18 protein-coding genes are annotated in these 21,544 nt (G+C 72.4%); 4 read left to right on the top strand and 14 right to left on the bottom strand.

The window, feature by feature from the left end; genetic code table 11:
* Positions 1–16 precede the first annotated feature (16 nt).
* The 8 genes from IE069_RS06400 to IE069_RS06365 form a co-directional block, all read right to left on the bottom strand.
* Positions 17–2,209: a PQQ-dependent sugar dehydrogenase gene (locus IE069_RS06400; protein WP_229790984.1), complete on the bottom strand. Its 2,193-nt coding sequence runs from the start codon at positions 2,207–2,209 to the stop codon at positions 17–19.
* A gap of 236 nt (positions 2,210–2,445) precedes the next feature.
* Positions 2,446–3,873 carry an alkaline phosphatase family protein gene (locus IE069_RS06395; protein ID WP_189349301.1) on the bottom strand — a complete coding sequence of 476 codons (1,428 nt, stop codon included), beginning with the start codon at positions 3,871–3,873 and terminating at the stop codon, positions 2,446–2,448.
* Between the two features lie 56 nt (positions 3,874–3,929).
* Positions 3,930–5,054, bottom strand: a complete 1,125-nt coding sequence (gene eboE / locus IE069_RS06390) for a metabolite traffic protein EboE (protein WP_189349300.1) — start codon at positions 5,052–5,054, stop codon at positions 3,930–3,932.
* Positions 5,054–5,932 carry a TatD family hydrolase gene (locus IE069_RS06385; RefSeq protein WP_189349299.1) on the bottom strand — a complete coding sequence of 293 codons (879 nt, stop codon included), beginning with the start codon at positions 5,930–5,932 and terminating at the stop codon, positions 5,054–5,056. The genes eboE and IE069_RS06385 overlap by 1 nt, the downstream gene beginning before the upstream one ends.
* Positions 5,933–5,943: 11 nt before the next feature.
* Positions 5,944–7,458, bottom strand: a complete 1,515-nt coding sequence (locus IE069_RS06380; RefSeq protein WP_189349298.1) for an EboA domain-containing protein — start codon at positions 7,456–7,458, stop codon at positions 5,944–5,946.
* The gene (locus IE069_RS06375; protein WP_189349297.1) at positions 7,455–8,345 is read right to left on the bottom strand and encodes an SCO3242 family prenyltransferase; all 891 of its coding nucleotides are present in this window, start codon (positions 8,343–8,345) and stop codon (positions 7,455–7,457) included. The genes IE069_RS06380 and IE069_RS06375 overlap by 4 nt, the downstream gene beginning before the upstream one ends.
* Positions 8,342–9,592: an inositol-3-phosphate synthase gene (locus tag IE069_RS06370; RefSeq protein WP_229790983.1), complete on the bottom strand. Its 1,251-nt coding sequence runs from the start codon at positions 9,590–9,592 to the stop codon at positions 8,342–8,344. The genes IE069_RS06375 and IE069_RS06370 overlap by 4 nt, the downstream gene beginning before the upstream one ends.
* Positions 9,593–9,641: 49 nt before the next feature.
* Positions 9,642–10,598 (bottom strand): sugar phosphate isomerase/epimerase family protein, encoded by a 957-nt coding sequence (locus IE069_RS06365; protein ID WP_189349296.1) that lies wholly within the window; start codon positions 10,596–10,598, stop codon positions 9,642–9,644.
* Between the two features lie 252 nt (positions 10,599–10,850).
* Between IE069_RS06365 and IE069_RS06360 the strand changes: the two genes are divergently transcribed.
* Together IE069_RS06360 and IE069_RS06355 are read left to right on the top strand one after the other, a co-directional pair.
* Positions 10,851–12,059: an ROK family transcriptional regulator gene (locus IE069_RS06360; RefSeq protein WP_189349295.1), complete on the top strand. Its 1,209-nt coding sequence runs from the start codon at positions 10,851–10,853 to the stop codon at positions 12,057–12,059.
* A gap of 141 nt (positions 12,060–12,200) precedes the next feature.
* Complete coding sequence (locus IE069_RS06355; protein WP_189349294.1) at positions 12,201–13,142, top strand: sugar phosphate isomerase/epimerase family protein; 942 nt, start codon at positions 12,201–12,203, stop codon at positions 13,140–13,142.
* Between the two features lie 70 nt (positions 13,143–13,212).
* On the opposite strand, the gene rlmN is transcribed toward IE069_RS06355, so the two are convergent.
* Positions 13,213–14,436 (bottom strand): dual-specificity RNA methyltransferase RlmN, encoded by a 1,224-nt coding sequence (gene rlmN, locus IE069_RS06350; protein ID WP_189349293.1) that lies wholly within the window; start codon positions 14,434–14,436, stop codon positions 13,213–13,215.
* Between the two features lie 153 nt (positions 14,437–14,589).
* On the opposite strand from rlmN, the gene IE069_RS06345 reads away from it, so the two are divergent.
* On the top strand, positions 14,590–15,234 hold the full coding sequence (locus IE069_RS06345) for a dihydrofolate reductase family protein (RefSeq protein WP_189349292.1): 645 nt from the start codon (positions 14,590–14,592) through the stop codon (positions 15,232–15,234).
* A gap of 13 nt (positions 15,235–15,247) precedes the next feature.
* On the opposite strand, the gene IE069_RS15715 is transcribed toward IE069_RS06345, so the two are convergent.
* The 5 genes from IE069_RS15715 to IE069_RS06320 all read right to left on the bottom strand — a co-directional run bounded on the left by IE069_RS15715 (position 15,248) and on the right by IE069_RS06320 (position 20,263).
* Entirely contained in the window at positions 15,248–16,378 is a 1,131-nt protein-coding gene (locus tag IE069_RS15715) for a hypothetical protein (RefSeq protein WP_189349291.1), read from the bottom strand.
* A gap of 84 nt (positions 16,379–16,462) precedes the next feature.
* The gene (locus IE069_RS06335) at positions 16,463–17,326 is read right to left on the bottom strand and encodes a sulfurtransferase (RefSeq protein ID WP_189349290.1); all 864 of its coding nucleotides are present in this window, start codon (positions 17,324–17,326) and stop codon (positions 16,463–16,465) included.
* A gap of 143 nt (positions 17,327–17,469) precedes the next feature.
* Entirely contained in the window at positions 17,470–17,994 is a 525-nt protein-coding gene (gene idi, locus IE069_RS06330) for an isopentenyl-diphosphate Delta-isomerase (RefSeq protein ID WP_189349289.1), read from the bottom strand.
* On the bottom strand, positions 17,991–19,451 hold the full coding sequence (locus IE069_RS06325; RefSeq protein WP_189349288.1) for an SDR family oxidoreductase: 1,461 nt from the start codon (positions 19,449–19,451) through the stop codon (positions 17,991–17,993). Before IE069_RS06325 ends, idi begins: the two co-directional genes overlap by 4 nt.
* Entirely contained in the window at positions 19,448–20,263 is an 816-nt protein-coding gene (locus IE069_RS06320; RefSeq protein ID WP_229790982.1) for a TspO/MBR family protein, read from the bottom strand. The genes IE069_RS06325 and IE069_RS06320 overlap by 4 nt, the downstream gene beginning before the upstream one ends.
* A 171-nt stretch (positions 20,264–20,434) precedes the next feature.
* Here IE069_RS06320 and IE069_RS06315 point away from each other — a divergent pair, with 171 nt between their 5' ends.
* The gene (locus IE069_RS06315; protein WP_189349287.1) at positions 20,435–21,544 is read left to right on the top strand and encodes a polyprenyl synthetase family protein; all 1,110 of its coding nucleotides are present in this window, start codon (positions 20,435–20,437) and stop codon (positions 21,542–21,544) included.

The following is a 21,544-nucleotide window of genomic DNA, read 5'->3' as shown; positions in this document are numbered from 1 at the left end:
ACGGACCGGCGGGGCATCAGCTCGTCGCCTCGAGCACCACCTCGGCGGTGCCGGTCAGCGGCTCGGAGGTGTCGTCGCCGAGATCCGTGTAGCTGGCGTTGAAGACGGCCGAGAGGTCGTCGACGGCCGGATCGTGGCCCTCCGGGACGGTGGTCGTCAGCGTTCCGGTGCAGCCCGACGTCGTCGTCTGCGGGTGGCCGTGCGTGTGGTGGCCGAGGATGTAGGTGACCTCGACCCGCGCGCAGTCGACGGGCTGGTCGTCCGTGACGACGACCTCGTAGCTCACGGTGTCGCCGAACTGGAAGTCCTGGCCCTCGACCGGGCTGATGAACTCGATCACCGGCGCCTGGTTGCCGACCTCGATGGCGACCTCGGCCGAGGCGTGGCGGCCGCGGTCCTTGCCGCCGATGTCCGTGACCTGCAGGCTCGCGGTGTAGGTGCCGACCGCCTCGTACGTGAAGGTCGGGTTCGCCTCCTTCGAGTCGACGACGCCGTCGGAATCGAAGTCCCAGGCGTACTTCAGCTTGTCGCCGTCCGCGTCCGCGGTCCCCTCGCTGGAGAACTCCACGGTCAGCGGCGCGGCGCCCACGGTCGGGGTGCCGGAGGCGACGGCCACGGGGCTGTGGTTGCCTCCGGTGCCGATGTAGTCGATGCGCGAGAGCTGCGCGTCCGGGTTCTCGCCGAAGTAGCCGTCGCCGTACTCGAGGACGTACAGGGCGCCGTCCGGGCCGAACTCCATGTCGATCGGGTTGTCCGTCACGACGGAGTCGACGACGCTCTCGATGGAGGCGAGTTCGCCGCCGTCCAGGCTGAAGCCCTTGATGTAGTCGCGGGTCCACTCGTAGAAGAGCGGCTTGTCATCGAAGTACTCGGGCCAGGCCACGGAGGCGTTGCCCCGGGTGGCCTTCTCGTCGAAGTCGTAGGCGGGACCGGCCATCGGGCCGATGCCTCCGGTCTCCAGCTCCGGGAATTCGGCGGACTCGCCGTAGGAGTACCAGACCTCGGGCTGGTCCACCGGGGGCAGCTCGGTCAGGCCGGTGTTGTTCGGCGACTCGTTCACGGGCGCCGAGCAGTCGAAGGGCTCACCGGAGGTGCTGGTCGCGAAGTCGTAGTCGTTGTACGGCAGCTCGGCGGTGGCGCAGTACGGCCAGCCGTAGTTCGCCGGCTGATCGGTCACGGCCCACTTGCCCGTGCCGGCCGGGCCGCGGTCGGGGTTCGCGGACCGCGCGTCCGGGGAGTAGTCGGCGATGTACAGTTCGCCGCTGCTCTGGTTCAGCTCGATCCGGAAGGGGTTGCGCAGGCCCATCACGAAGATCTCGGGACGTGCTTTCTCCGTGCCCGGCTCGAAGAGGTTGCCCTCCGGGATGGTGTAGCCGCCGCCGTCCTTCGGCGTGATGCGCAGGACCTTGCCGCGCAGGTCGTTGGTGTTGGAGGACGTCCGCTGGGCGTCGTACCCGGGGTTGCTGTCCGGCCGCTCGTCGAGCGGGGTGTAGCCGCCGGAGACGAACGGGTTCGTGTCGTCGCCGGTGGAGAGGTAGAGGTCGCCCTCGGCGTCGAACACGATGTCGCCGCCGACGTGGCAGCAGAGGCCGCGGTCCACGGGGACGTCGATGATCTCCTGCTCGGTCGCGAGGTCGAGCGTGGCGCCGTCGAACTGGAAGCGCGAGAGGGTCAGGTGGCCCGCGAACGGCGCGAAGTCCTCGGCGGTGCCCGTGGTCGGCGCGTCGCCCTCGTTGACGTCCGTGGTCTCCGGGTCGTCGACCGGCGTGTCCAGCGGCGGCGAGTAGTACAGGTAGACCCAGTTGTTGCCCTCGGTCCCGAACTCAGGGTCCAGCGCGATGCTCTGCAGTCCCTCCTCGTCGTGCTCGTAGACGTCCAGGCTCGCCGCCAGGGTGTTCAGGCCGGTCTCGGCGTCGTTCAGCCAGACCTCGCCGTCGCGGGTGGTGTGCAGCACGTCGTTGTTGGGCAGTACCGCCAGATCGACGGGCTCCCCGGGGCCGTCGTTGAGGGTCACCTTCTGGAACGCCGAGTCCGGCGGAGCCGTCTCGGCGCCGGGCTGGGCCTGGGCCGGTACGACGGCGAACGCGCTGGCGACCAGGGCCGCCATCGCCAGACCGGCGCCCGCGCGGAACGCGCGTCGCTTGGTAGAGCCCGCGGCCCCTGTGCGGTGCCGGGGAAGCTCTGCTTTCCCATGTCTATTGACTGTCATTGTTCGCTTTCTTCTCGTCGTCGAGGACCCGGGCCAGCCGGATTCGGGGTCACTCGCCACGCTAGTGGGACAGCCCACAAATTACTAGTGGTTTCACAGAACAAACTAGGCGAATCGCCAGAATGGCCCACCCGTTACCGGCCCCAGTGGGCGCGCCAATAAAAGCCAGTGAGGGAATCTCGCCAGCCTGCGCTCTAAGTTGTTTGAAACTCTAAAATAGGTCAGTCGTGGCTTTCTCAGCGGTACGCACGTGTGCTGCCGGATTGGCTGTGGAGCCCCTGGGTCTCGAGGACGAGTCCCTTCACGGCCGCCGCCGGGACCTGCCGGCCCCCGTCGACGAGCGCCGCGACCGAGGCGGGGATCCGGTGGTCGGAGGCGAGGATCAGGGGCGTGCCCTCGGACGAGTCGGGCAGCCGGCCGTGGGTGCCGCGCACGTGCGAGGGGTCGAGCGGGACGGTGCTCATCGCGTATCTCAGTCCCGCCTTCTTCTTGACCAGGTTCAACCCGGCCTTGGCTTTGGCGAGCCGGTCCGCGGGGTCGAAGAAGAGCTCGGCCGGGTCGTAGCCCGGCTTGCGGTGGATGTCGACGCCGCGGGCGTACTCGGGTGCGGCGTCGTCGTCGAGCCAGAAGTAGTAGGTGAACCACGCCCCGGGCTCGGCCACCACGACGAGCTCCCCCGCGCGTTCGTGGTCGAGCCCGTACGCAGCCTGCGCCTCGCGGTCGAGGACCTCGTCCACCCCGTCGACCGACCGCAGGAGCGCGGCCACCCGGTCCACGTCCGCCGGGTCGGAGACGTACACGTGGGCCGCCTGGTGGTCGGCGACGGCGAACGCCCGGGACGTCCACGGATCCAGCTGCTCCCGTCCGTCCTGCACGTAGACCTCCAACAGCCCCTCGGCGCGCAGGACCCGGTTGATGTCCACCGGCCGGCGCGCGTCCTCGATCCCGTACTCGGCGACGACGACCACGGAGTAGCCCCGCTCCTCGGCCTCGTCGAGCAGCGGCGTCAGCGCGGCGTCCAGGTCGGCGGCTGCCTGCGTCGCCTGCGGCGAGCACGGGCCGAACCGCTGCAGGTCGTAGTCCAGGTGCGGCACGTAGGCCATGAGCAGGTCCGGCCGCTGGGTCCGCATGACGTGCCGGGTGGACTCCGCGATCCAGCGGCTCGAGCGGATGGCGGCGGTGGGCCCCCAGTACTGGAACAGGGGGAATTCGCCGAAGCGCCCCACCAGCTCGTCGTGCAGCTCCGGCGGGCGCATGTACGCGTCCGGGGACTTGCGGCCGTCGGCGTGGTAGACCGGCCGGGGCGTGACGGTCAGGTCCGTGCTCATGCCCATCGCGTACCACCAGCAGATGTTGCCGGAGCGGTAGGAGGGGTCCTGGGCGCGGGCGGCCTCCCAGAGCTTCTCGCCGCCGACCAGCCGGTTGTGCTGGCGCCAGAGGAAGACCTCGCCCAGGTCGCGGAAGTACCAGCCGTTGCCGACGATCCCGTGCTGCGCCGGGGACAGCCCGGTGAGCATCGTGGACTGCACCGAGCACGTCACCGCCGGCAGGACGGTCGCCAGTTCCGCGGACCACCCCTGCCCGGCGAGCCGGGACAGGCGCGGCATGTCGCGCAGGGCGCGGGCGGTCAGTCCGACGACGTTGAGCAGCAGTACGGGTTTCACGGGTCTTCCTCCGGTTCGGTGGGGGCGGTCGTGGGGTGGGGCCGGCGGGTCCGCCGTCACCCGGCCGGTGCGGGGGCGAGCAGGTGGGAGCGCGCCCAGCCGAGCTCGGCCGCGACTCCGTCGACGATCCCCACGGCCGCTCCGGGCAGGACGCTCCAGGTGTAGGTCTCGACGTCGAGGTGGACGTCGCGGGCGTAGGACAGGCGGGCGACCTCGGCGACGGTGCGGCGGAGCACGCCGGCGGTGGTCTCCAGGGGTTGCGCGGGCACGTGGTGCAGCGGGATGTGGAAGTGCACCCGCCACGGCCCCTCCCCGGGCAGCCCGGCGAGCGCGGCGTCGAGGTCGTCGGCGGCGAGCACGCCGGATTCGCCGGACTCGCGCACCTGGTGGAGGTAGCGCGGTTCCACGAAGCGCTCGAGCGCGGCACGGGCCTCCGGGTCGCGCGGGTCGCCCACGTGCAGCGCGGCCGACGCCTGCACCTTGACGATTCGCAGTCCGGCGGCGTCGATCTCCGCGACGGCGTCCGCCGGGTCCGCGAAGGAGACCGCCAGGTGGCAGGCGTCCACGCACAGCCCCACGAACCCGGGGTCGATGCCGCGGTCCACGCGGGCGCCCAGCCAGCCGACGACGTCGGACACGGTGTCCAGCACGCACCCCGGCTCCGGCTCGACGGCCACGCGGACGGTCCGCCCGGTACGCTCCCGCAGCTGGCGCAGGCGCGCGCCCAGCTCGGCGAACGCGGCGGTGGCCGCGTCGTCGTCCTCCTCGGTCCACGGCTCCCGCCAGGCCAGCGGGACGGTGGAGATGGAACCGTCGGCGCCCTCGGGCAGCAGCGCCGCGAGCACCTCGGCGCAGTCCAGGGTGTAGTCGAGCCGCGCCCGCTCGGCCCAGGTGGGCCGGTAGACGGCGTGCTTGACGACGTCGTCGTGGAAGCCCCCGTAGGGGAACGCGTTGACCGTGTGCAGGACCAGGCCCTCCGCCTCGAGAACCCCGCGCAGGACCTCCCGGTCCTCCGCGCCGGCGGCGAGCCGGCGGGCGAGCCCGGCGGGGATCCACAGCCCGACGCCGAGCGCGTCCAGTCCCGCGGCGCGCCGGATGGGCCCGGCGTACTCGCGGAGCTGGCGGACCACGCCCTCGAGGTCCTCGGCGGGGTGGACGTTGGTGCAGTAGGACAGGAGCATCAGGCGCGCGCCCCGCGCAGGACGGAGTTGCCCTCGAAGCCGGCGCCCGGGTCCGGGAACCCCGACTCGTCGAACCCGGGGATGGGGTCGAGGATCAGCTGGCCGCTCTGCCCGTAGAACTCGACGGGGTTCCGCCAGAGGACCTGCTCGACGTCGTCGTCCGAAAAGCCGGCGGCCAGCATGGCGTCGGCGGTGCGCCGCGTCTTCAGCGGGTCGGACCGGCCCCAGTCGGCCGCGGAGTTGACCAGGATCCGCTCGGTCCCGTAGCGCTGCAGGAGGGCGACCATCCGCGTCTCGTCCATCTTGGTGTCCGGGTAGATGGAGAAGCCCATCCAGGCCCCGGCGTCCTTGACGATCTCGATGTTGGTCTCGTTGAGGTGGTCCACCAGGACCGTCTCCGGTGCCGCGCCCGACTCCCGGACGACGTCGAGGGTCCGGTGGGTGCCCGCCAGCTTCTCCCGGTGCGGGGTGTGCACCATCACGGGCAGCGAGTACTCCTGGGCGAGTTCGAGCTGGCGGCTGAACGCCGCGTCCTCGGCCGGCGTCATGGAGTCGTAGCCGATCTCGCCGACGGCGACGACCCCCTCCTTCACCAGGTAGCGCGGCAGCTCGTCGAGGACCGGGACGCAGCGCGGGTCGTTGGCCTCCTTGGGGTTCAGGGCGATCGTCGCGTGGTGCCGGATCCCGAACTGCGCGGCGCGGAACCGCTCCCACCCCAGGAGCGAGTCGAAGTAGTCGATGAAGGAGCCGACGCTGGTCCGCGGCTGCCCCAGCCAGAACGCCGGCTCCACGAGGGCGCGGACGCCCGACGCGTAGAGGGCCTCGTAGTCGCCTGTGGTGCGGCTGGTCATGTGGATGTGCGGGTCGAAGATGCGCATGCGGTTCCTTCTTATGACGACGTCGTACGGGTGGCGGAGCGGGCGTGGGCCCGCAGGAGGAGGTCCAGGTCGGCGGGGACGGTGCGGCCGGCCGCGCGGCGTTCGGCGGCGAAGTCCTCCGCCATCCGGGCGAGCTCCGTGTCGGCCCGGTCGCGCAGGCCGGCGACCGCCTCCAGCCCGACGCCCATGAAGACGAGCTTCAGGACCGCGTGGCGCCAGGCGTGCTGGTCCAGATGGGCGGCGGCGAAGGGCCCGACGGCAGCGGCGACGAGGCCCGTCTCGTTGGTCCGGAGGGCGTCGGCGGTGACGGCGAGTCCCGTGCCGACCAGTCCGGCGCCGGCGTCGCCCTCCAGCAGGCCGGCCTCGGCGAGCGCGCCGAGGCCGCGGAGGACGCCGCGCCGCTCGGCGGAGTCGCCGCGGGTGTAGAGCTCCTGCAGCGCGGGGGCGAGGTCGCCGGGCTCCAGCGTGCGGCCGAGCCGGAGGATCAGGTCGGCGCGGGCGCGGTCGTCCGCGGTCCCGAAGAGGACTCCGGCGGGGTCGACGTCGGGGTGCAGCGGGGCGCGGCCGACGTGCCGGCCCGCGGCCGCGAAGACGCGGGCGAGGGCTGCGGGGTCGGCGGCGACGGAGTCGGCGCTCTCGCGCACCCATGCCGCCGACCGGCGCAGCGGCTCCGCCTCGGCCCACCCCGTCCGGAGGGCCGCCAGGCTCCGCTCCGCCAGCCCCGGGGCGTCGAACGAGTGGCGGGGCAGTTCGACGGCGGCCACACCGCGGTAGTCGAGCTCCGCGAGGGTGGCGAGCGCGAGCGGCAGGTCGACGATCCCCTCGCCGAAGGGCAGGTGCTCGTGGGCGTGGGAGCGCATGTCGTCGAGCTGGACGTTGGCCAGCAGGCGCCCGGCCTCCAGCAGGGCGCCGCGGACGCCGCCGGGTTCGACCACCACGCAGTGGCCGATGTCCACGGTCAGGCGCAGGCAGTCGGGGTCGCCGAGGGCGGCGCGCAGGCGCAGCGCGTCGGCGACGGTCTCCACGAGCATGCCCGGCTCGGGCTCGACGGCGAGGACCACTCCGCTGGCGCGGGCGTGCTCGACGACGCCGGGCAGGCGGCGGGTGAGCCGCTCCCAGCCCGTCTCGGCGGAGACGCCGTCCGGCAGGACGCCGGAGAAGAAGGAGACGCACTCGGCGTCGAGGGCGCGGGCGATGTCGACGGCCCGGCGGAGGAAGTCGAGCCGCGACTCGGCGTGCTCGTCCACCAGGGCGGGGCGGTGCTTGCGCCGGGGGTCGAGCAGGAACCGGGTGCCGGTCTCGACGACCACGCGGAGGCCGAGCTCGTCGAGCCGGGACCGCAGCCCGCGCAACCGGGCGTCGAGGTCCTCGGCGAACGGGTCCAGGTGGGGGTGCCCGAGGGTCAGCGCCACGGCGCCGTACCCCTGCTCGGCCAGCAGCTCGAGCGCCACCGGGAGCGGGTGGTCGGTGAAGCCGTTGGTCCCGTACCCGAGGGCGAAGGGGAGCTCTGTCTCGCCGGTGCTCACGACTCGCTCATCTCCCTGTTCGCGCCCCGGGCGGAACGGGCGCGGAGGACCTTCCCGAGCACGTCGACGGCGGCGACCGCCAGCCCGGCCGCGGCGTTCCCGTGGCGGAACGCGAGGGCCGCCTGGAGCGGGACCATCGCGCGGATGCCGCGCTTCGTCGCCTCGAGCGCGTGCCGCGCGGCGGGCTCCCGCGCCGCCTCCAGCTGCGCCGGGGCGCAGCGTGCGGCGTAGACCGACACGGCCGCGACGACCGGGAGCGCCCGCTGCCACGAGCGGGGCGCCCCGGCGAGGACGGACGCGGAGACCAGGGCGGTCGCGGCCACGGCACCGGACGCCGTCGTCGTATCCGTGCCGTTGACCTCGCCGCGGGACAGGGCCGTGACCGCCACCGTGTGGCCGCCCATGGCCGCGGCCGCGGGCAGGGCGGCGCGGATGTGCGCGGTGCCGGCACCCATCAGGACGTCGAGGGCGCGGCAGACGCCCATCGTCAGGGCCGCGGGGACGGCGTGCCGTTTGGCCGCGAGGTCGTAGGACCAGATCGCCGCGGCGAGCGGTGCGCCCACGGCGAGCGAACGGCGGCCGCCGCCGACCGCGCTCAGCCCCAGGCCGGCCGCCGTCAGGGCGGAGGCCGCGGCCAGCGCGCGCCCGGCGCTGATGCGCCCGGACGGGATGGGGCGCTCCGGCCGCTCGACGGCGTCGACCCCGCGATCCGCGTAGTCGTTCAGGGCCATCCCGCCGGCGTACAGGCACGCGCTGGCCAGCGGCAGGACGATCCGGCGGCCGGACAGGGAGTGGCCGGCCGCCGACCCGCCGGCCAGGGTGTCGCCCAGGACCGTCAGCACGGCGGGGGCGCGCACGAGTTCCAGGTAGTCGCGTGCACAGCTCACCGGCGGGCCCCGCTCCCCGCGTCGGCCGGGAGGCGGGAGCTGGCGGACTGCGCCCACTCGGCCAGGACCCGGGTCTGCTCCGCGAAGGAGTGCTCGTCGCTGCCCCACGGATCCTTGAAGAAGAAGCCGAGGGCGCCGATGTGCCCCGTCTCCCCCGCGGCCTGGGCCAGCGCCATGAGGCGCGCGAGATCGAGCACCATGGGGGCCGCCAGCATGGAGTCGAAGGCGGTCCACGTGGTCTGGAGGGAGAGGCGGGAGCCCAGGAAGCCCTCGACGTTGATGTGGTCCCACGCCACCTTCGTCTCCCCGAGGTCCTGGACGTTGTCGATGTGCAGGGGCGTCGCCGCGCCGCCGGTCAGCTCCTGCAGTCCGCGGTTCTTGGACTGCAGCTTCCCGGCGACCGCCTCCGGGTCGGAGAGGGTGGCGCCGTCGCCGCCGCCGAGCAGGTTGGCCCCGGCCCAGGACAGGACGCGCAGCCCCCGGGCGGCGAAGGCCGGCGCGATGACGGAGCGCAGCCAGGTCTGCCCGGTCTTGCCGTCCTGCCCGGCCGTCGGCACGCCGTGCCCGGCGGCGAGTTCGCCCAGGGCCGGGACGCCCAGGGCCGCCGACGGCGTGAAGCAGACGTACGGCGAGCCGGCCAGCACGGCGGCGTAGGCGCCGAGCGAGCTCGGCGGCAGCACCGCGCGCGCCGGGTCCTCCAGCGCCTCGAGCAGGAGGGCGGCGTCGGTGAATTCGGGCAGCGGCTCGACGGGCGCCTCGGTGGAGGCGACATCGATGACGACGACGCGCTCGAGCCCGTTGGCGTCCTTGAAGTCCGCGATGTCCCGGGCCATCCGGCGCGCGGCGTCCGCCTGGGATCCCGACGCCGCCGCCGGATCGTACCCGGGCCGGACCCGCGCGTCCGCCTCGTCGAGCTGCGTGCGGACGGACTCCATCAGGTGCAGCGGGAGCATGCCCGCCTCGACGAGGAGCTCCGCGCGCTTGGCCATGGAGACGTCGCTGATGTCGTGCCCGCCCACGACGAGGTCGGCGAAGGCGGGCAGCCGCACGGAGCCGAACGGCTCCTGCACCGTCACGCACCCGGTGGCGGGGGCCAGGCCGCCGGAGATGGCGGCCAGGCCCGCTGCCGCCGTCGTCGCGACGGATCCGCGGGCCCCGATGAGCCAGATGCCGGTCCGGCCGGTCCCCTCGGGACCTCCGGTTGCGCCCGCGTTGCCGCCGAGCGTCTGTTCGGCTGAAATGCCCACGTCGTTCTTCCTTTCGCAGTGTGGTGGATCTGGGCTCCCCGACCGTTGGTCAGTAGGAGTAGCAGGTGAGGAAGTCGAAGCTGTCCTCGGCGAATTCGGCGGTGGCCGGCGCCCCGTCGCGCTCGACGACGTAGTACTTGACCTTCCCGTGCGCCGCGTCCAGGATCGGCGCCCACTCGATCTCGCCCTCCCCGACGTCGGTCGGGATGGCGCGCTCGGCCCCGTTGAGGAGGCCGTCCTTCACGTGGAGGAGCTCGATCCGGTCGCCGTGTTCTTCGATGAGCTGCGCGACGTCGACGCCGGCGTCGGCCGCCCACAGGACGTCCAGCTGGAAAGTCACGTACCGGGGGTCCGTGTTCTCGGCGAGCAGCTCCCACGCGCTCTTCGACTCGCCGGTCTCCGGGTCGGCGTACCGGGTGGTGAACTCGCTCTGGTGGTTGTGGACGAAGATCTTGCCGGTTCCCGACTTCTTCGACCGCTCGCCGAGCCGGTCCAGGGCCTCGGCGGTGGCGAGGGTGTCCTCCAGGCTGCCGATGCCGGGCGACGCCGAGCCGCCCGAGCCCATGTACTTCTGGCCGAGGGTCTTCGCGTAGGCGATCGTCTCGTCGAACTGCGCCTCGCCGGTGCTGCCGTGCGACGTCGGCGCCTTCAGCCCGTACTGGTCCAGCAGCGCGCGGAACTCGTCGGCCGTCCGGCCCTCGTAGGTGCCGCCGAACGGTTCGATGTTCTGGTAGCCGATCTCCTCCAGCTCGGCGAGCACTGCCTCGGTGCCGGCCTCCCGGCCCCAGCCGAAGTAGCTGAACATCTGGATGGAGATCTTGTTGGCAGGGATGCCACGGCCGGAGCACTGGCTGGCGGCATCTCCGGCGGCCGCGGCGGTGGCCGGTGCCGCTGCCGCGGGACCGCCGAGCAGGGCGCCGGCCGCGACGGCGAGTGTTGCCGCGGCCACCAGGCCGCGGGCCGCCTTCCGTCCGGAGCGTTCCGGGTGCGGGTGGATCCTTCTCATCAAAACTTCCTCCTCGAAGTCGTTCTGCGTTCCGACGCAGCGGGCGGGCCCGCCCCGCGGCGGCCCCTGACGGGCCACATGAGACGTTGATCACAGAACGTAGCACGCCTAATGACGTCGAACAACGAATCTACGAAGACCAGCGACATATCCGCGTCGTTTTCGGCCATTCTTCGATCGAGAAGGCACGCATCGGGCGGTGCGCGGCGGGGCCGCCGGGCGTTCCGTCGAAACGTATGCTGTAATTAGTCGATGAGTGACATAAGCAACTTCAGCGGCCTCGGCGGCTCAGGAGCCAGCGAGCTGTTCCAGATCCTCCGCGACGGGCGGCCCCGCACCAAGACCGAGCTCGCGGAGCAGATGGGGCTCGCGCGGTCGACCGTCACGCTCCGCATCGAATCGCTGATGGAGCTGGGGCTCGTGGGCTTCGTGGACGAGGCCGTCTCGACGGGCGGGCGCCCCTCCTCCCGCATCGCCCTCAAGGCCGGCAGCAAGGTGGTCCTCGGCGTCGACATCGGGGCCTCGCACCTGCGCGTCGCGCTCACGGATCTCAGCGGACTCCGCCTCCGCGAGGCCGGCCGCACCATCGAGGTCGGCCAGGGGCCCGACGTCGTACTCCAGAGCGTCGTGGAGCTCGGCAACGAGCTGCTCGACGAATCCGACCGCGCCGCGGGCGACCTCCTGGCCATCGGCATCGGCGTCCCCGGGCCGGTGGAGCACCGCACGGGGCGGCCGATCAACCCGCCGATCATGCCCGGCTGGAACGGCTACGACGTCCCCGGCCACCTGCAGGACCACTTCCACGTCCCCGTGCTGGTGGACAACGACGTCAACATCATGGCGCTCGGCGAGCGCAACGTCGCCTGGCCCGGCGTCGACAACCTCATCTTCGTGAAGGTGGCGACGGGCATCGGCTCCGGCATCGTCTCCAGCGGAATGCTCCAGCGCGGGGCCGACGGCGTCGCGGGCGACATCGGCCACATCCGGGTGCACAGCGGCAACGGCGTCCCGTGCCACTGCGGCAACCAGGACTGCCTCGAGGCCGTCGCCTCGGGCCCGGCGGTCGCCGCCAAGCTGCGCGCGCTCGGACTGGACGCCCACTCCAGCGAGGACGTCGTGCGCCTGGTCGCCGCCGGCAGCACCGAGGCGGTGCACGCGGTGCGCCAGGCCGGCCGGGACGTCGGCGAGGTGCTGTCCGCGTGCGTCAGCCTCATCAACCCCTCGGTGATCGTCATCGGCGGATCGATGACGCTGACCGGGGAGCACTTCATCGCCGGAATCCGCGAGATGGTCTACTCGCGGACCATCCCCCTGGCGACCCAGCACCTGCAGATCGTCCAGTCCGGGTCGGGGCTCGACGCCGGCGTCCTCGGCGCGAGCATGCTGGCCATCCACCACGCCATGTCGCCGCAGCGCATCGACGCCATGGTCAACGGTCTCTCCGGGCAGGCCGCCAGCTGAATCGGCGGTCTTCTGGGGATTCTCGTCGAGTTTTGCTTGACAGACAACAAAAGCCGGAAATAGTGTAACGGGAGTCACATCACCCGGACGTCAGGGCTCGTGCAGCCAGGCGTTTTCAGAATTGCCAGAAAGGCAAACACTATGTGCTTCGGATTCAATGCCCCAGCAGCCCTCCGCGCCTCCCTCGAGCAGAAAGGCGTCGACCGGCGGAGCTTCCTCCGCGGGACCGCCGCCCTCGGGTTGGGCGCCGGCCTCGCCACCGTCGGCGGGACCGCCGCCTTCGCAGCGCCCGCCGGCAACGCCGCGGGCCGGAGCGTACCCCCGGGCCTGATCAGCATCCAGCTCTACACGCTCCGGTCCATCATGCGCGGCGAGGGCGTGGACGCGACGCTGGCCAGCCTCGCCGACTACGGGTACAAGAAGGTTGAGCTCGCCGGACTGTACGGCCGGACGGCGGAGCAGATGCGGTCGACCCTCGATTCGCTCGGCATCAGGCCGTCGTCGAGCCACGACGGGATCAGCTCCTCCCCCGCCGGGCTCGAGGCCAAGATCTCCAACGCCCTCACCCTCGGCCAGACCCACATGAACGTCCCGTACCTGGCCTCCAGCAACGGCGACGACTGGCGGAGGTGGGCCGACCAGATGAACGCCGAGGCCGCCGTCGCGCAGGAATCGGGCCTGAAGTACGGCTACCACAACCACGCGCACGAGTTCACCACCGACCTCGGCGGCGGCGAGACCCCGTGGGACATCTTCACCAGCCGCCTCGATCCGAAGCTGGTCCACCTCGAGGTCGACCTCTACTGGGCCGTGACGGGCGGCGTCGGCGTGGGCGCCGCGGATCCCGTCCAGTTCGCGATCGACACCATCCACCAGGCGCCGCAGAAGGTCCTGCAGTACCACGTGAAGGACCGCGACGCCTCGGGCGGCTTCGCCGACCTCGGCACCGGGACCATCGACTTCTCGCGCATTTTCGCGGCTCACCGGCCAAAGGAGTTCATCGTGGAGAACGACCAGCCCGATGTCACCCCGCTGCAGACCGCCGAGGTGGGCTACAACTACCTCCGCACCCTGCGCTTCTAGGCTCGAGGGGCCTCAACGCGCGCCGGGCGTGCGACTCGTCGCGAGTCGCACGCCCGGTCTGCTCTGCGGGTTATTCGGACGCGGCGAGCTGGCCGCAGGCGCCGTCGATCTCCTTGCCGCGGGTGTCGCGCAGGGTGGTCGGCACGCCGGCGTCGTTCAGCACGTCGAGGAACTCCTGCATGACTGCGGGCTCCGATGACGTCCAGATGGACCCCGGGGTCGGGTTCAGCGGGATCGGGTTCACGTGCACCCAGCCGCGGCCGCGCGCGTTCAGCTTCTTCGCCAGCAGGGCCGCGCGCCACGGGTGGTCGTTCATGTCCTTGATCAGCGCGTACTCGATCGAGACGCGGCGCCCGGTCTTCTTGTAGTAGTTGAACGCGGCGTCGATGGCCTCGTCCGCGTTCCAGCGGGAGTTGACGGGGATCAGGTCGTCGCGCAACTCGTCGTCCGGCGCGTGCAGGGACAGCGCGAACGTGATCGGGATGTCCTCCTCCGCCAGCTTGTTGATCGCCGGGACCAGGCCCACCGTCGAGATGGTGATGCCGCGGGCGCTCATGCCCAGGCCCTCGGGGGCCTCGTCGATCATGCGGTGCACGGAGTTCATGACGCGCTTGTAGTTGGCCAGGGGCTCGCCCATGCCCATGAAGACGATGTTGGTGACGCGCTCGGCGTCGTGCACGCCCTCGCGGTTGCTGCCCTTGAGCCCGCCCTCGGCGATCACGCGGTTCGCCTGGACGATCTGGTCCAGGATCTCCGCGGCCGACATGTTGCGGGTCAGGCCGTTCTGGCCGGTGGCACAGAACGGGCAGTTCATGCCGCAGCCGCACTGGCTGGACACGCACAGCGTCACGCGGCCCGGGTAGCGCATCAGCACGGACTCGACCAGGGAGCCGTCGAACAGCCGCCACAGGAACTTGATGGTGTCGCCGTTGTCGGTGACCAGTCGCTTCACCTCGGTCAGCAGGGTCGGGAACATGGCCTCGACGAGCTGCTCGCGCTGCGCCGACGGCAGGTCCGTCATCTGCTCCGGGTCGGTGGTGAAATGCTGGAAGTAGTGCACGGAGAGCTGCTTGGCGCGGAAGCTCTGCAGGCCCATCTCCTTGAGCTTCTCCTGCCGCTCGGCGAGCGTGAGGTCGGCCAGGTGCACGGGCGGCTGGGAGACGCGCGGCTTCTGGGCGAACTGCAGCTGTGGACGGCCGTCCGGGCCCATCGGCTGCTTCCAACCTTCGGCGGTCGGGCGCACCTGTGGGCGGGGTCGGTTGAGTCCGGCCTTGGAGGGATTTTGAGAAGTCATTATTTCGATTGTCCCACGCGTGTCCAGTCGCCACCACGTGTTCTCCCCGACATCCGGCACGACGACGGCGCACCGCTCGTTCGCATCCGTTTACACGGGCCGTGGCCGGGAGTAGATTCCGAAGCACCGAGCGTCACTACGGAAGGAACCGAAATGGCACCGCTGGTGCGCGTCCAGAACTTCATGCTCTCTACCGACGGATTCGGTGCGGGCGAGGGCCAGAGCCTCGAGCGGCCGTTCGGGCACGCGAACCCGGCCGATCTCGCCTCCTGGGCGGGCGCCACGGCGCACTGGCCCAACCGGACGGATCCGGGCGGGACCTACGGACTGGACGACTACTTCACCCGCGACTTCGCCAACAACATCGGCGCGGAGATCATGGGCCGCAACAAGTTCAGCCCGCAGCGGGGCCCCTGGGAGAACGAGGACTGGAAGGGCTGGTGGGGCGACGACCCGCCGTTCCGCACGCCGGTCTTCGTGCTCACGCACCACCCCCGGCCGTCGTTCTCGCTCTCGGACACCACCTTCCACTTCCGGGACGCGTCCCCGCAGGAGGTGCTGGAGGAAGCGGTCGAGGCCGCGGACGGGAAGGACGTCCGCATCGGCGGGGGCGTCGCAACGGTGCTGGAGTTCCTCGAGGCCGACCTCGTGGACACGATGCACGTGGCGATGGCACCCGTCGAGATCCAGCGCGGCGAGCGGTTCTGGCACAGCCCCGAGGACCTCACCGACCGCTTCCACCTGGAAGTGGTGCCGAGCCCCAGCGGGATCGTCCACCACCTCTTCTGGCGCAAATAAGCGCACGACGACGTCAGGTCGCCGCGCGCCGCCACGTTGCGGCGTCGAGGCGGTCGCCGGAGCCGGAATCGACGAGCTCGACGTCGTATCGCCCCGCCTCGCCCAGCGGCGCGGCCAACCAGTACGCCTGGTCCGGGTTCCAGCCCGCGAGCATCGTGTGCGCGTCCGGGGCCAGCGCCGGGTCCAGGCGGATGGCGCGGGTCGCCGTGGTGAGGTAGCCGCCCACGGTGACGTGGACGGCGTCGTACTCTTCGGCGACCCGCTGCCAGTCCGGCATGAACCACGCGACGTCGAGCCCGGTGACCTGGTAGTACTCGTGGCGGCGGGCCGGCGTGACGTCGAGCGGGAATGCCGCCACCAGTCGCGCCCAGGCGGTCGTCGAATCGACCTCGTACACGCGCGGCGCGACGCCGGGCTCGAGGTCGAAGAACCTGACCGTTCCGGCCTTCAGGTCGAAGGAGTCCTCGATGCCCTGGAGCAGCAGGGGCATCCCGAGATCGGCCCCCGGCTCGAGCGCGTCGGCGCCGGGCAGCGGTGTCGTCGCGAGCAGGCCGACCATCGTCGGCGGAACCCACCACTCGCCGCCGTGCAGGGCCGTGACGTCGCCGGGTCGATCGGAGCGCGCCCGGCGCACGTCGTCGTCCGTGCGGCGACGCCAGCGCTCTAGCTTGTCCCGGCCCTGCTCGTCGGTGCGGGACAGATGCGGAGGGACGCGGCGCCCCGGGTACACGTGGTCGACCCAGTCGATGTGCGCCGCCGGGTGCGCCAGCCGTCCCGGCTCCGCGAGCAGCGGGCGGTCCAGCGCGGCGAGCACCGGGTGATCGATCAGGATGCCGGCCGCCGGGCGCAGCGCCTCGACGACCTGCGGGTCCGCCACCGTCACGTCCTCCGCATGCGGGGGCTGCCAGTACATCGCCGAGTACACGGACTCGACGATGCTCGCCATCACGTCCCGCTCGGACAGCCCGCGCAGCGACGCCGGATCGACGCTCCGCAGGAAATCCGCCGCGGCAGACGCACCCGCGTAAGGCCAGGGTGGCGCGGCGCGACCCATCGCGGGCTCGGCCCGAACCCGCGCGCGGTACACCGCCTCGACCACGAACCGGCGCCCGCGCGGCCCCGTCAGCAGTTCTTCAGCCTCCATACGCCCCTCCTGCCGCCCGCCACCTTCGATTTGGGCGATGAAAAGCGACTTCCATCGCCCAAATCGAAGGTGACCGGCGCCTGCTTACGCTCCGGTCTGGATCGGCCGCGCACCCTCCGGATCCTCGCGGCCCCAGTCGGCCCACGACCCGTCGTACACCGCCACGCGCGGCTCGCCCGCCAGCTCGGCGGCCAGCGCCAGCACGGACGCGGTCACCCCGGACCCGCAGCTGGTGATCAGGCCGCGCCGCCCGAGCACGACGCCCGGCGCCGACTCCTCGAACGCCCGCCGCAGCTCCGGCACCGAGGCCATCCGCCCGTCGCGCACCAGCTCGGCGAACGGCAGGTTCGCGGACCCGGCCATGTGCCCGGCGCGCAGGCCCTCGCGCGGCTCGGGCGCGGACCCGGCGAATCGCTCGCGGCTGCGCGCGTCCAGCACGACGGCGTCGCCCTCGCCGCCCAGCACCGCGGCCACGTGGTCCGCGTCGACGAACGCGTCGGCGTCCAGGCGGACGACGACGTCACCGGCGGCGCCGTCGTACCCCGCAGGGCCCTGGTCGACGGCCTGGCCGGCCCCCTCCCAGGCGGGCAGGCCGCCGTCGAGCACGGCGACCCGCTCGAGGCCCGCGGCCTTGAGCATCCACCAGGCGCGCGGGGCGGAGTAGATCCCCGCCGCGTCGTAGACCACCACGGTGCTCGCCTCGTTGATGCCGATCGCACGCAGTTGCTCCTGCAGCTGCGCGGCACCGGGCATGGTGTGCGGGAGGGCGGAGGCGGGATCGGAGAATTCGGAGTCGATGTCGAACCGGCGGGCGCCCGGAATATGTCGATCGTGTGCAAGGTGCGGCGCGATCGACGCGTCGAGCACCACCACGTGGTTGACGTTGCAGGCCAGCCATTCGACGCCGACGAGCGGCCCGGGCAGGAGAGTTAGCGGTTCGAATCCCATCCCACGATGCTAACGCGCCGCTGTTTCGCGCACTTTAACGGCACCGGCGTCCCGCTTTCAGAGCACATCACCGGACGTCGTCGGGCAGCTCCGCGCGGCGGTGCCGCAGGGCGCACACCGGCAGAATCCTGCCGGTTACGAAGTCAGGCGCCGTCTCCCCAGACGCCCTGCTCCACCTGGAGCACCAGCCACGGGCTGAACGCGAAGGGCGCCGCGAGCACGGCCCGCCGGGCTTCGGCGGGCTCGACCCACGCCCACTCGCCCACCTCGTCGTCGCGCGGGACGGGATCCGCTGCCGCGGTGGCCCGGAAGACGGGGCACACCTCGTTCTCGACGATCCCGCCGGCGTCGCGCGCCCAGTAGCGGAAGTCGGGCAGGAGCGGCTCGATGCCGGAGATCTCGAGGCCGAGTTCGTGCTGCGCACGCCGCTCGAGCGCGGCCGCGGACGCCTCGCCGGGCGCCGGGTGGCCGCAGAACGAATTGGTCCAGACGCCCGGCCACGCCACCTTGCCCAGGGCGCGGCGCGTCATCAGCACGCGGCCGGCGGCATCGAAGACGTGGCAGGAGAACGCGAGGTGCAGGGGCGTGTCCCGGGTGTGCACGCGGGCTTTGGGGAAGGTGCCCGTGGGCGAACCGTCCTCATCCAGCAGGACCACCAGCTCCGTCACGCGTCTCCTCCTTGCTCGGCCCGCTCGACCATGCGCCGAGCCATCCCCGAGAAAATCGTCCCATGGAACGGCGCCATAGCCCACCAGTACAGCCGCCCGGAGAGCCCGTGCGGGAAGAAGACCGCCCGCTGGCGGCACCGGCTGCCCGTGCCGTCGGGCTCCACCGCGAACTCGAGCCACGCCTGCCCCGGGACCCGCATGTCGGCGCGGAGCCGGAGCAGCCGGCCCTCCTCGATCTCCTCGACCCTCCAGAAGTCGACGACGTCGCCCGCGCGCAGGCCGCTGCGGCTGCGGCGGCCGCGGGTCAACCCGGCGCCGCCGACGATCTTGTCCAGCAGGCCGCGCAGGCGCCACGCGGGCGGCAGCGAGTACCAGCCCGCCTCGCCGCCGATCGCCACGACCACGCGCCACAGGTCCTCGGGCGACGCCGACGAGCGCATCTCCCGGCGGTCCACGAAGGCAGTCCGCCCCGCCCACTCCGGGTCGGACGGGAGCGGTTCGGCGGGCTGGTCGACGGCGTGCGCGGTCGCCCACGTGGTCTCCACGGAGTCCAGATCGAGGCGCTCGAGCGCCAGGTCGACGGAACGGCGGTAGCCGGTGAGGCCGCCCGCGGGCGGGTCGATGATCCGATCGATTCTCCGGTCGCCGGCCACGCAGTCGTGCTGGAGCGACTCGACCAGCGGGATCGCCAGGGCCCGCGGGATGGGGGTGACCAGGTTGACCCACTGGGCGGCGAGCCAAGGGGTGAGCACGGGCAGCGCCACGATTCGCGGGCGCCGCAGCCCGGCGGCGTCCGCATAGGTCCGCATCATCTCGCGGTAGGTCAGCACGTCGGGGCCGCCGATGTCGTAGGTGCCCGCCCGTTCCGGGTCCGCCACCCCCACGGCCAGCAGGTAGTGCAGCGCGTCCCGGACCGCGATCGGCTGGATCCGGTTGCGCACCCAGCGCGGCGCGGGCATGACGGGCAGGACGTCGGTCAGGTGGCGGATCATCTCGAAGCTCGCCGAGCCCGAGCCGATCACCAGCCCGGCCTGCAGCTCGAAGAGGGCCACGCCCGAGCTCTTCAGGATCCGCCCGGCCTCCTGCCGCGACGCGAGGTGCCGGCTCAGCGGCCCTTCCGGATGCAGGCCGGAGAGGTAGACGATCCTGGAGACCCCGGCGTCCCGCGCGGCCACGGCGGCAGTGAGTGCGCACGCGCGTTCGGTCCGTTCGAAGTCGCCCGGGCCGCCCATGGAATGGACGAGGTAGTAGAGGGTGTCGGCCTCGGCGCACAGGTCGGCTGCCGCGGACGGGTCCTCGAGCCCGCCCTCGACGATGCGGACCTGCTCCGCCCAGGGGTGTCCCCGGAGCCGGCCCGCGTCGCGGGTCAGGACGGCGACGTCGTGTCCGGCGTCGAGCAGTCTGGGCACGATGCGCCCGCCGATGTATCCGGAGGCCCCGGCGACGGCGATCTTCATGCTGCCGCCCTCGCGTGGCGCACGCGCGCCGCGACGGTCGCGATCACGACCACCGCGGCAGCGGCCCGCGCGGCGACGGCGACTCCGGTATCCGCGTCCGGACCCTCGAGCCGGCCGACGGCGATCCAGGCGAGCCCCCAGGCCATCGCGGCACCCGGAGCCAGGCGGCCGCCGGCCGAAGCGAGCACGACGCCGACCACTGCGACGACGCCCAGGATCACACCGGCGGCCGCGGCGACGGGCCAGCCCCAGTCCGCGGCGCCGACCGACCCGAGCCACGATGCGGTGTTCGCGACCACGGCCACGGACACCCACCCCAGGTACAGGCCGAAGGTCCCGTCCACCAGCACGGCCTCCCACACGTCGCGCGGCGCCGAGGCGCGGAGCCTCCGGAAGAGCACGCAGAGGACCGCGAGCAGGGCGATGATGACCAGCAGGCTCGCCCCGATCCATCCGGCCTGAGCTGCCCAGAGCCAGAGCGCGTTCAGGACCATCGACGCCACCGCCCACGGGCGCACGCCACGCTGCCGCGGCTCGGACCGCCGGGACGGCAGGAGCTGGAGGATCGCGTAGCCGAACAGGCCGATGTAGATCACGCTCCAGATGGAGAAGGCGGTGGTGGCGGGGGCGAGCGGGGTGGCGTCGGCGGCGAACCAGCCGCTGGCGGCCTCGGAGACCGAGGTCCCTCCCCCGGCGCCGGCGCCGAACGCCGCCACCACCGTGGTGACGACGGCGGCGCACACGACCCCGACGGCGGCCAGGAGCGCTGGCGGACGGGTCGAGCTCCCGGCCTGCTGATGATCAATGGACATCGTGCATCCTCCGCCTGTTGATGACTGCGCGACGTCTGGACAACGTCGGTCACATGGGCAAGTATGTCTCTAGCTTTGTTAGCAATCAACCATTGGAAGCGAAATGACACGCCCATCGCCCAGAGGCCCGGACGGTTCGTCCGCGACCGGAGCCCGCTGCGAGACCGCTCGATGAGCCCCGCCACCAGGCGCCGCCTGCGCGCTCCGGCCGCCGGGCTGTTCGACCTCGCGACCCCGGACCCCGGCTACCTGTCCCGCGTCGAGAGCGAGATCGCGGCCTTCGCCGAACGCGCCGGCCACCGCTGCGCGCCGGCGCTGGAGTCCTCGGTGGAGTTCGCCCGGCAACTCGGCCGCGCGTGCGACGGCGGCAAGCGCCTCCGCCCGGTCCTCGTCGAGGCGGCCTACCGCGGGTTCGGGGGAACCGACGCCGAGGCCCCGGTTCTGCTGGGCGCCGCATTCGAGATGCTGCACAGCGCCCTGCTGATCCACGACGACGTCATCGACCGGGATTCCGTCCGGCGGGGACGCCCGAACATCCGGTCCGTCTACCGCGACCGGCTGGCCCGCGACGGCGTGGACTCCGCGGCGGCGGCCCACGCGGGAGATGCCGTGGCCATCGTCGCGGGCGACGTCCTGCTGGCGGGGTCGGTCCGCCTGGCCGCACGGGCCGCGGCACGGGGCGCGCACCCGGACCTCGTCGGCGAGTGCTTCGAGGACGCCGTCGTCGCCTCCGCGGCCGGCGAGCTGGAGGACGTCCTGCTCTCCTGCCTGCCGACCGTCCCGGCCCCCGCGCCCGAACGCGTGCTGGACATGGAGTCGTTGAAGACCGCGGCCTACTCGTTCGACGCGCCCCTCCGGGCCGGCGCCCTCCTCGCCGGGGCCTCCCCCGGGGACGCCGCGGACCTCGGGGCGATCGGGCGCCGGTTCGGCCTCGCCTACCAGATCGTCGACGACCTGCTCGGGACGTTCGGCGACAGCACCCGGACGGGCAAGCCCTCCGACTCCGACCTGCTCGAGGGCAAGGTCACCGTCGTCACGGCGTTCGGGCTCGCCCGCGATCCGGACCTGGCCTCCGTCCTCGAGGGCGTCCGCGACGGCCGCCTCCCACCTGCCACGGCCAGGGCCGCCCTGCGGCACGCCGGGGCCGATCGCCACGCCTACGGCCTCGCGGCGGACCTCGTCGAGGAGGGCGCCTCGCTCGCCGGCTCCCTGCTGCCCGCTGGCCCGCTGGCCGACGCGGTCGTGTCGATCGGGCGACGCGTCCTGGACCGGGAGGCCTGA

The organism is Zhihengliuella salsuginis (assembly GCF_014651715.1).
GTDB classification, from domain to species: domain Bacteria; phylum Actinomycetota; class Actinomycetes; order Actinomycetales; family Micrococcaceae; genus Zhihengliuella; species Zhihengliuella salsuginis.
Note: the sequence above shows the minus strand (reverse complement) of the source record. Positions and strands in the feature narration are given on the sequence as shown.

Bases quoted from the DNA above. Each gene is read 5' to 3' on its own strand.
- IE069_RS06400 (WP_229790984.1), bottom strand. From the start codon at position 2,209: ATGACAGTCAATAGACATGGGAAAGCAGAGCTTCCCCGGCACCGCACA.
- eboE (WP_189349300.1), bottom strand. From the start codon at position 5,054: ATGCTCCTGTCCTACTGCACCAACGTCCACCCCGCCGAGGACCTCGAG.
- IE069_RS06385 (WP_189349299.1), bottom strand. From the start codon at position 5,932: ATGCGCATCTTCGACCCGCACATCCACATGACCAGCCGCACCACAGGC.
- IE069_RS06365 (WP_189349296.1), bottom strand. From the start codon at position 10,598: ATGAGAAGGATCCACCCGCACCCGGAACGCTCCGGACGGAAGGCGGCC.
- IE069_RS06360 (WP_189349295.1), top strand. From the start codon at position 10,851: ATGAGTGACATAAGCAACTTCAGCGGCCTCGGCGGCTCAGGAGCCAGC.
- IE069_RS06355 (WP_189349294.1), top strand. From the start codon at position 12,201: ATGTGCTTCGGATTCAATGCCCCAGCAGCCCTCCGCGCCTCCCTCGAG.
- rlmN (WP_189349293.1), bottom strand. From the start codon at position 14,436: ATGACTTCTCAAAATCCCTCCAAGGCCGGACTCAACCGACCCCGCCCA.
- IE069_RS06345 (WP_189349292.1), top strand. From the start codon at position 14,590: ATGGCACCGCTGGTGCGCGTCCAGAACTTCATGCTCTCTACCGACGGA.
- IE069_RS15715 (WP_189349291.1), bottom strand. From the start codon at position 16,378: ATGGAGGCTGAAGAACTGCTGACGGGGCCGCGCGGGCGCCGGTTCGTG.
- IE069_RS06335 (WP_189349290.1), bottom strand. From the start codon at position 17,326: ATGGGATTCGAACCGCTAACTCTCCTGCCCGGGCCGCTCGTCGGCGTC.
- IE069_RS06325 (WP_189349288.1), bottom strand. From the start codon at position 19,451: ATGAAGATCGCCGTCGCCGGGGCCTCCGGATACATCGGCGGGCGCATC.
- IE069_RS06320 (WP_229790982.1), bottom strand. From the start codon at position 20,263: ATGTCCATTGATCATCAGCAGGCCGGGAGCTCGACCCGTCCGCCAGCG.
- IE069_RS06315 (WP_189349287.1), top strand. From the start codon at position 20,435: ATGAGCCCCGCCACCAGGCGCCGCCTGCGCGCTCCGGCCGCCGGGCTG.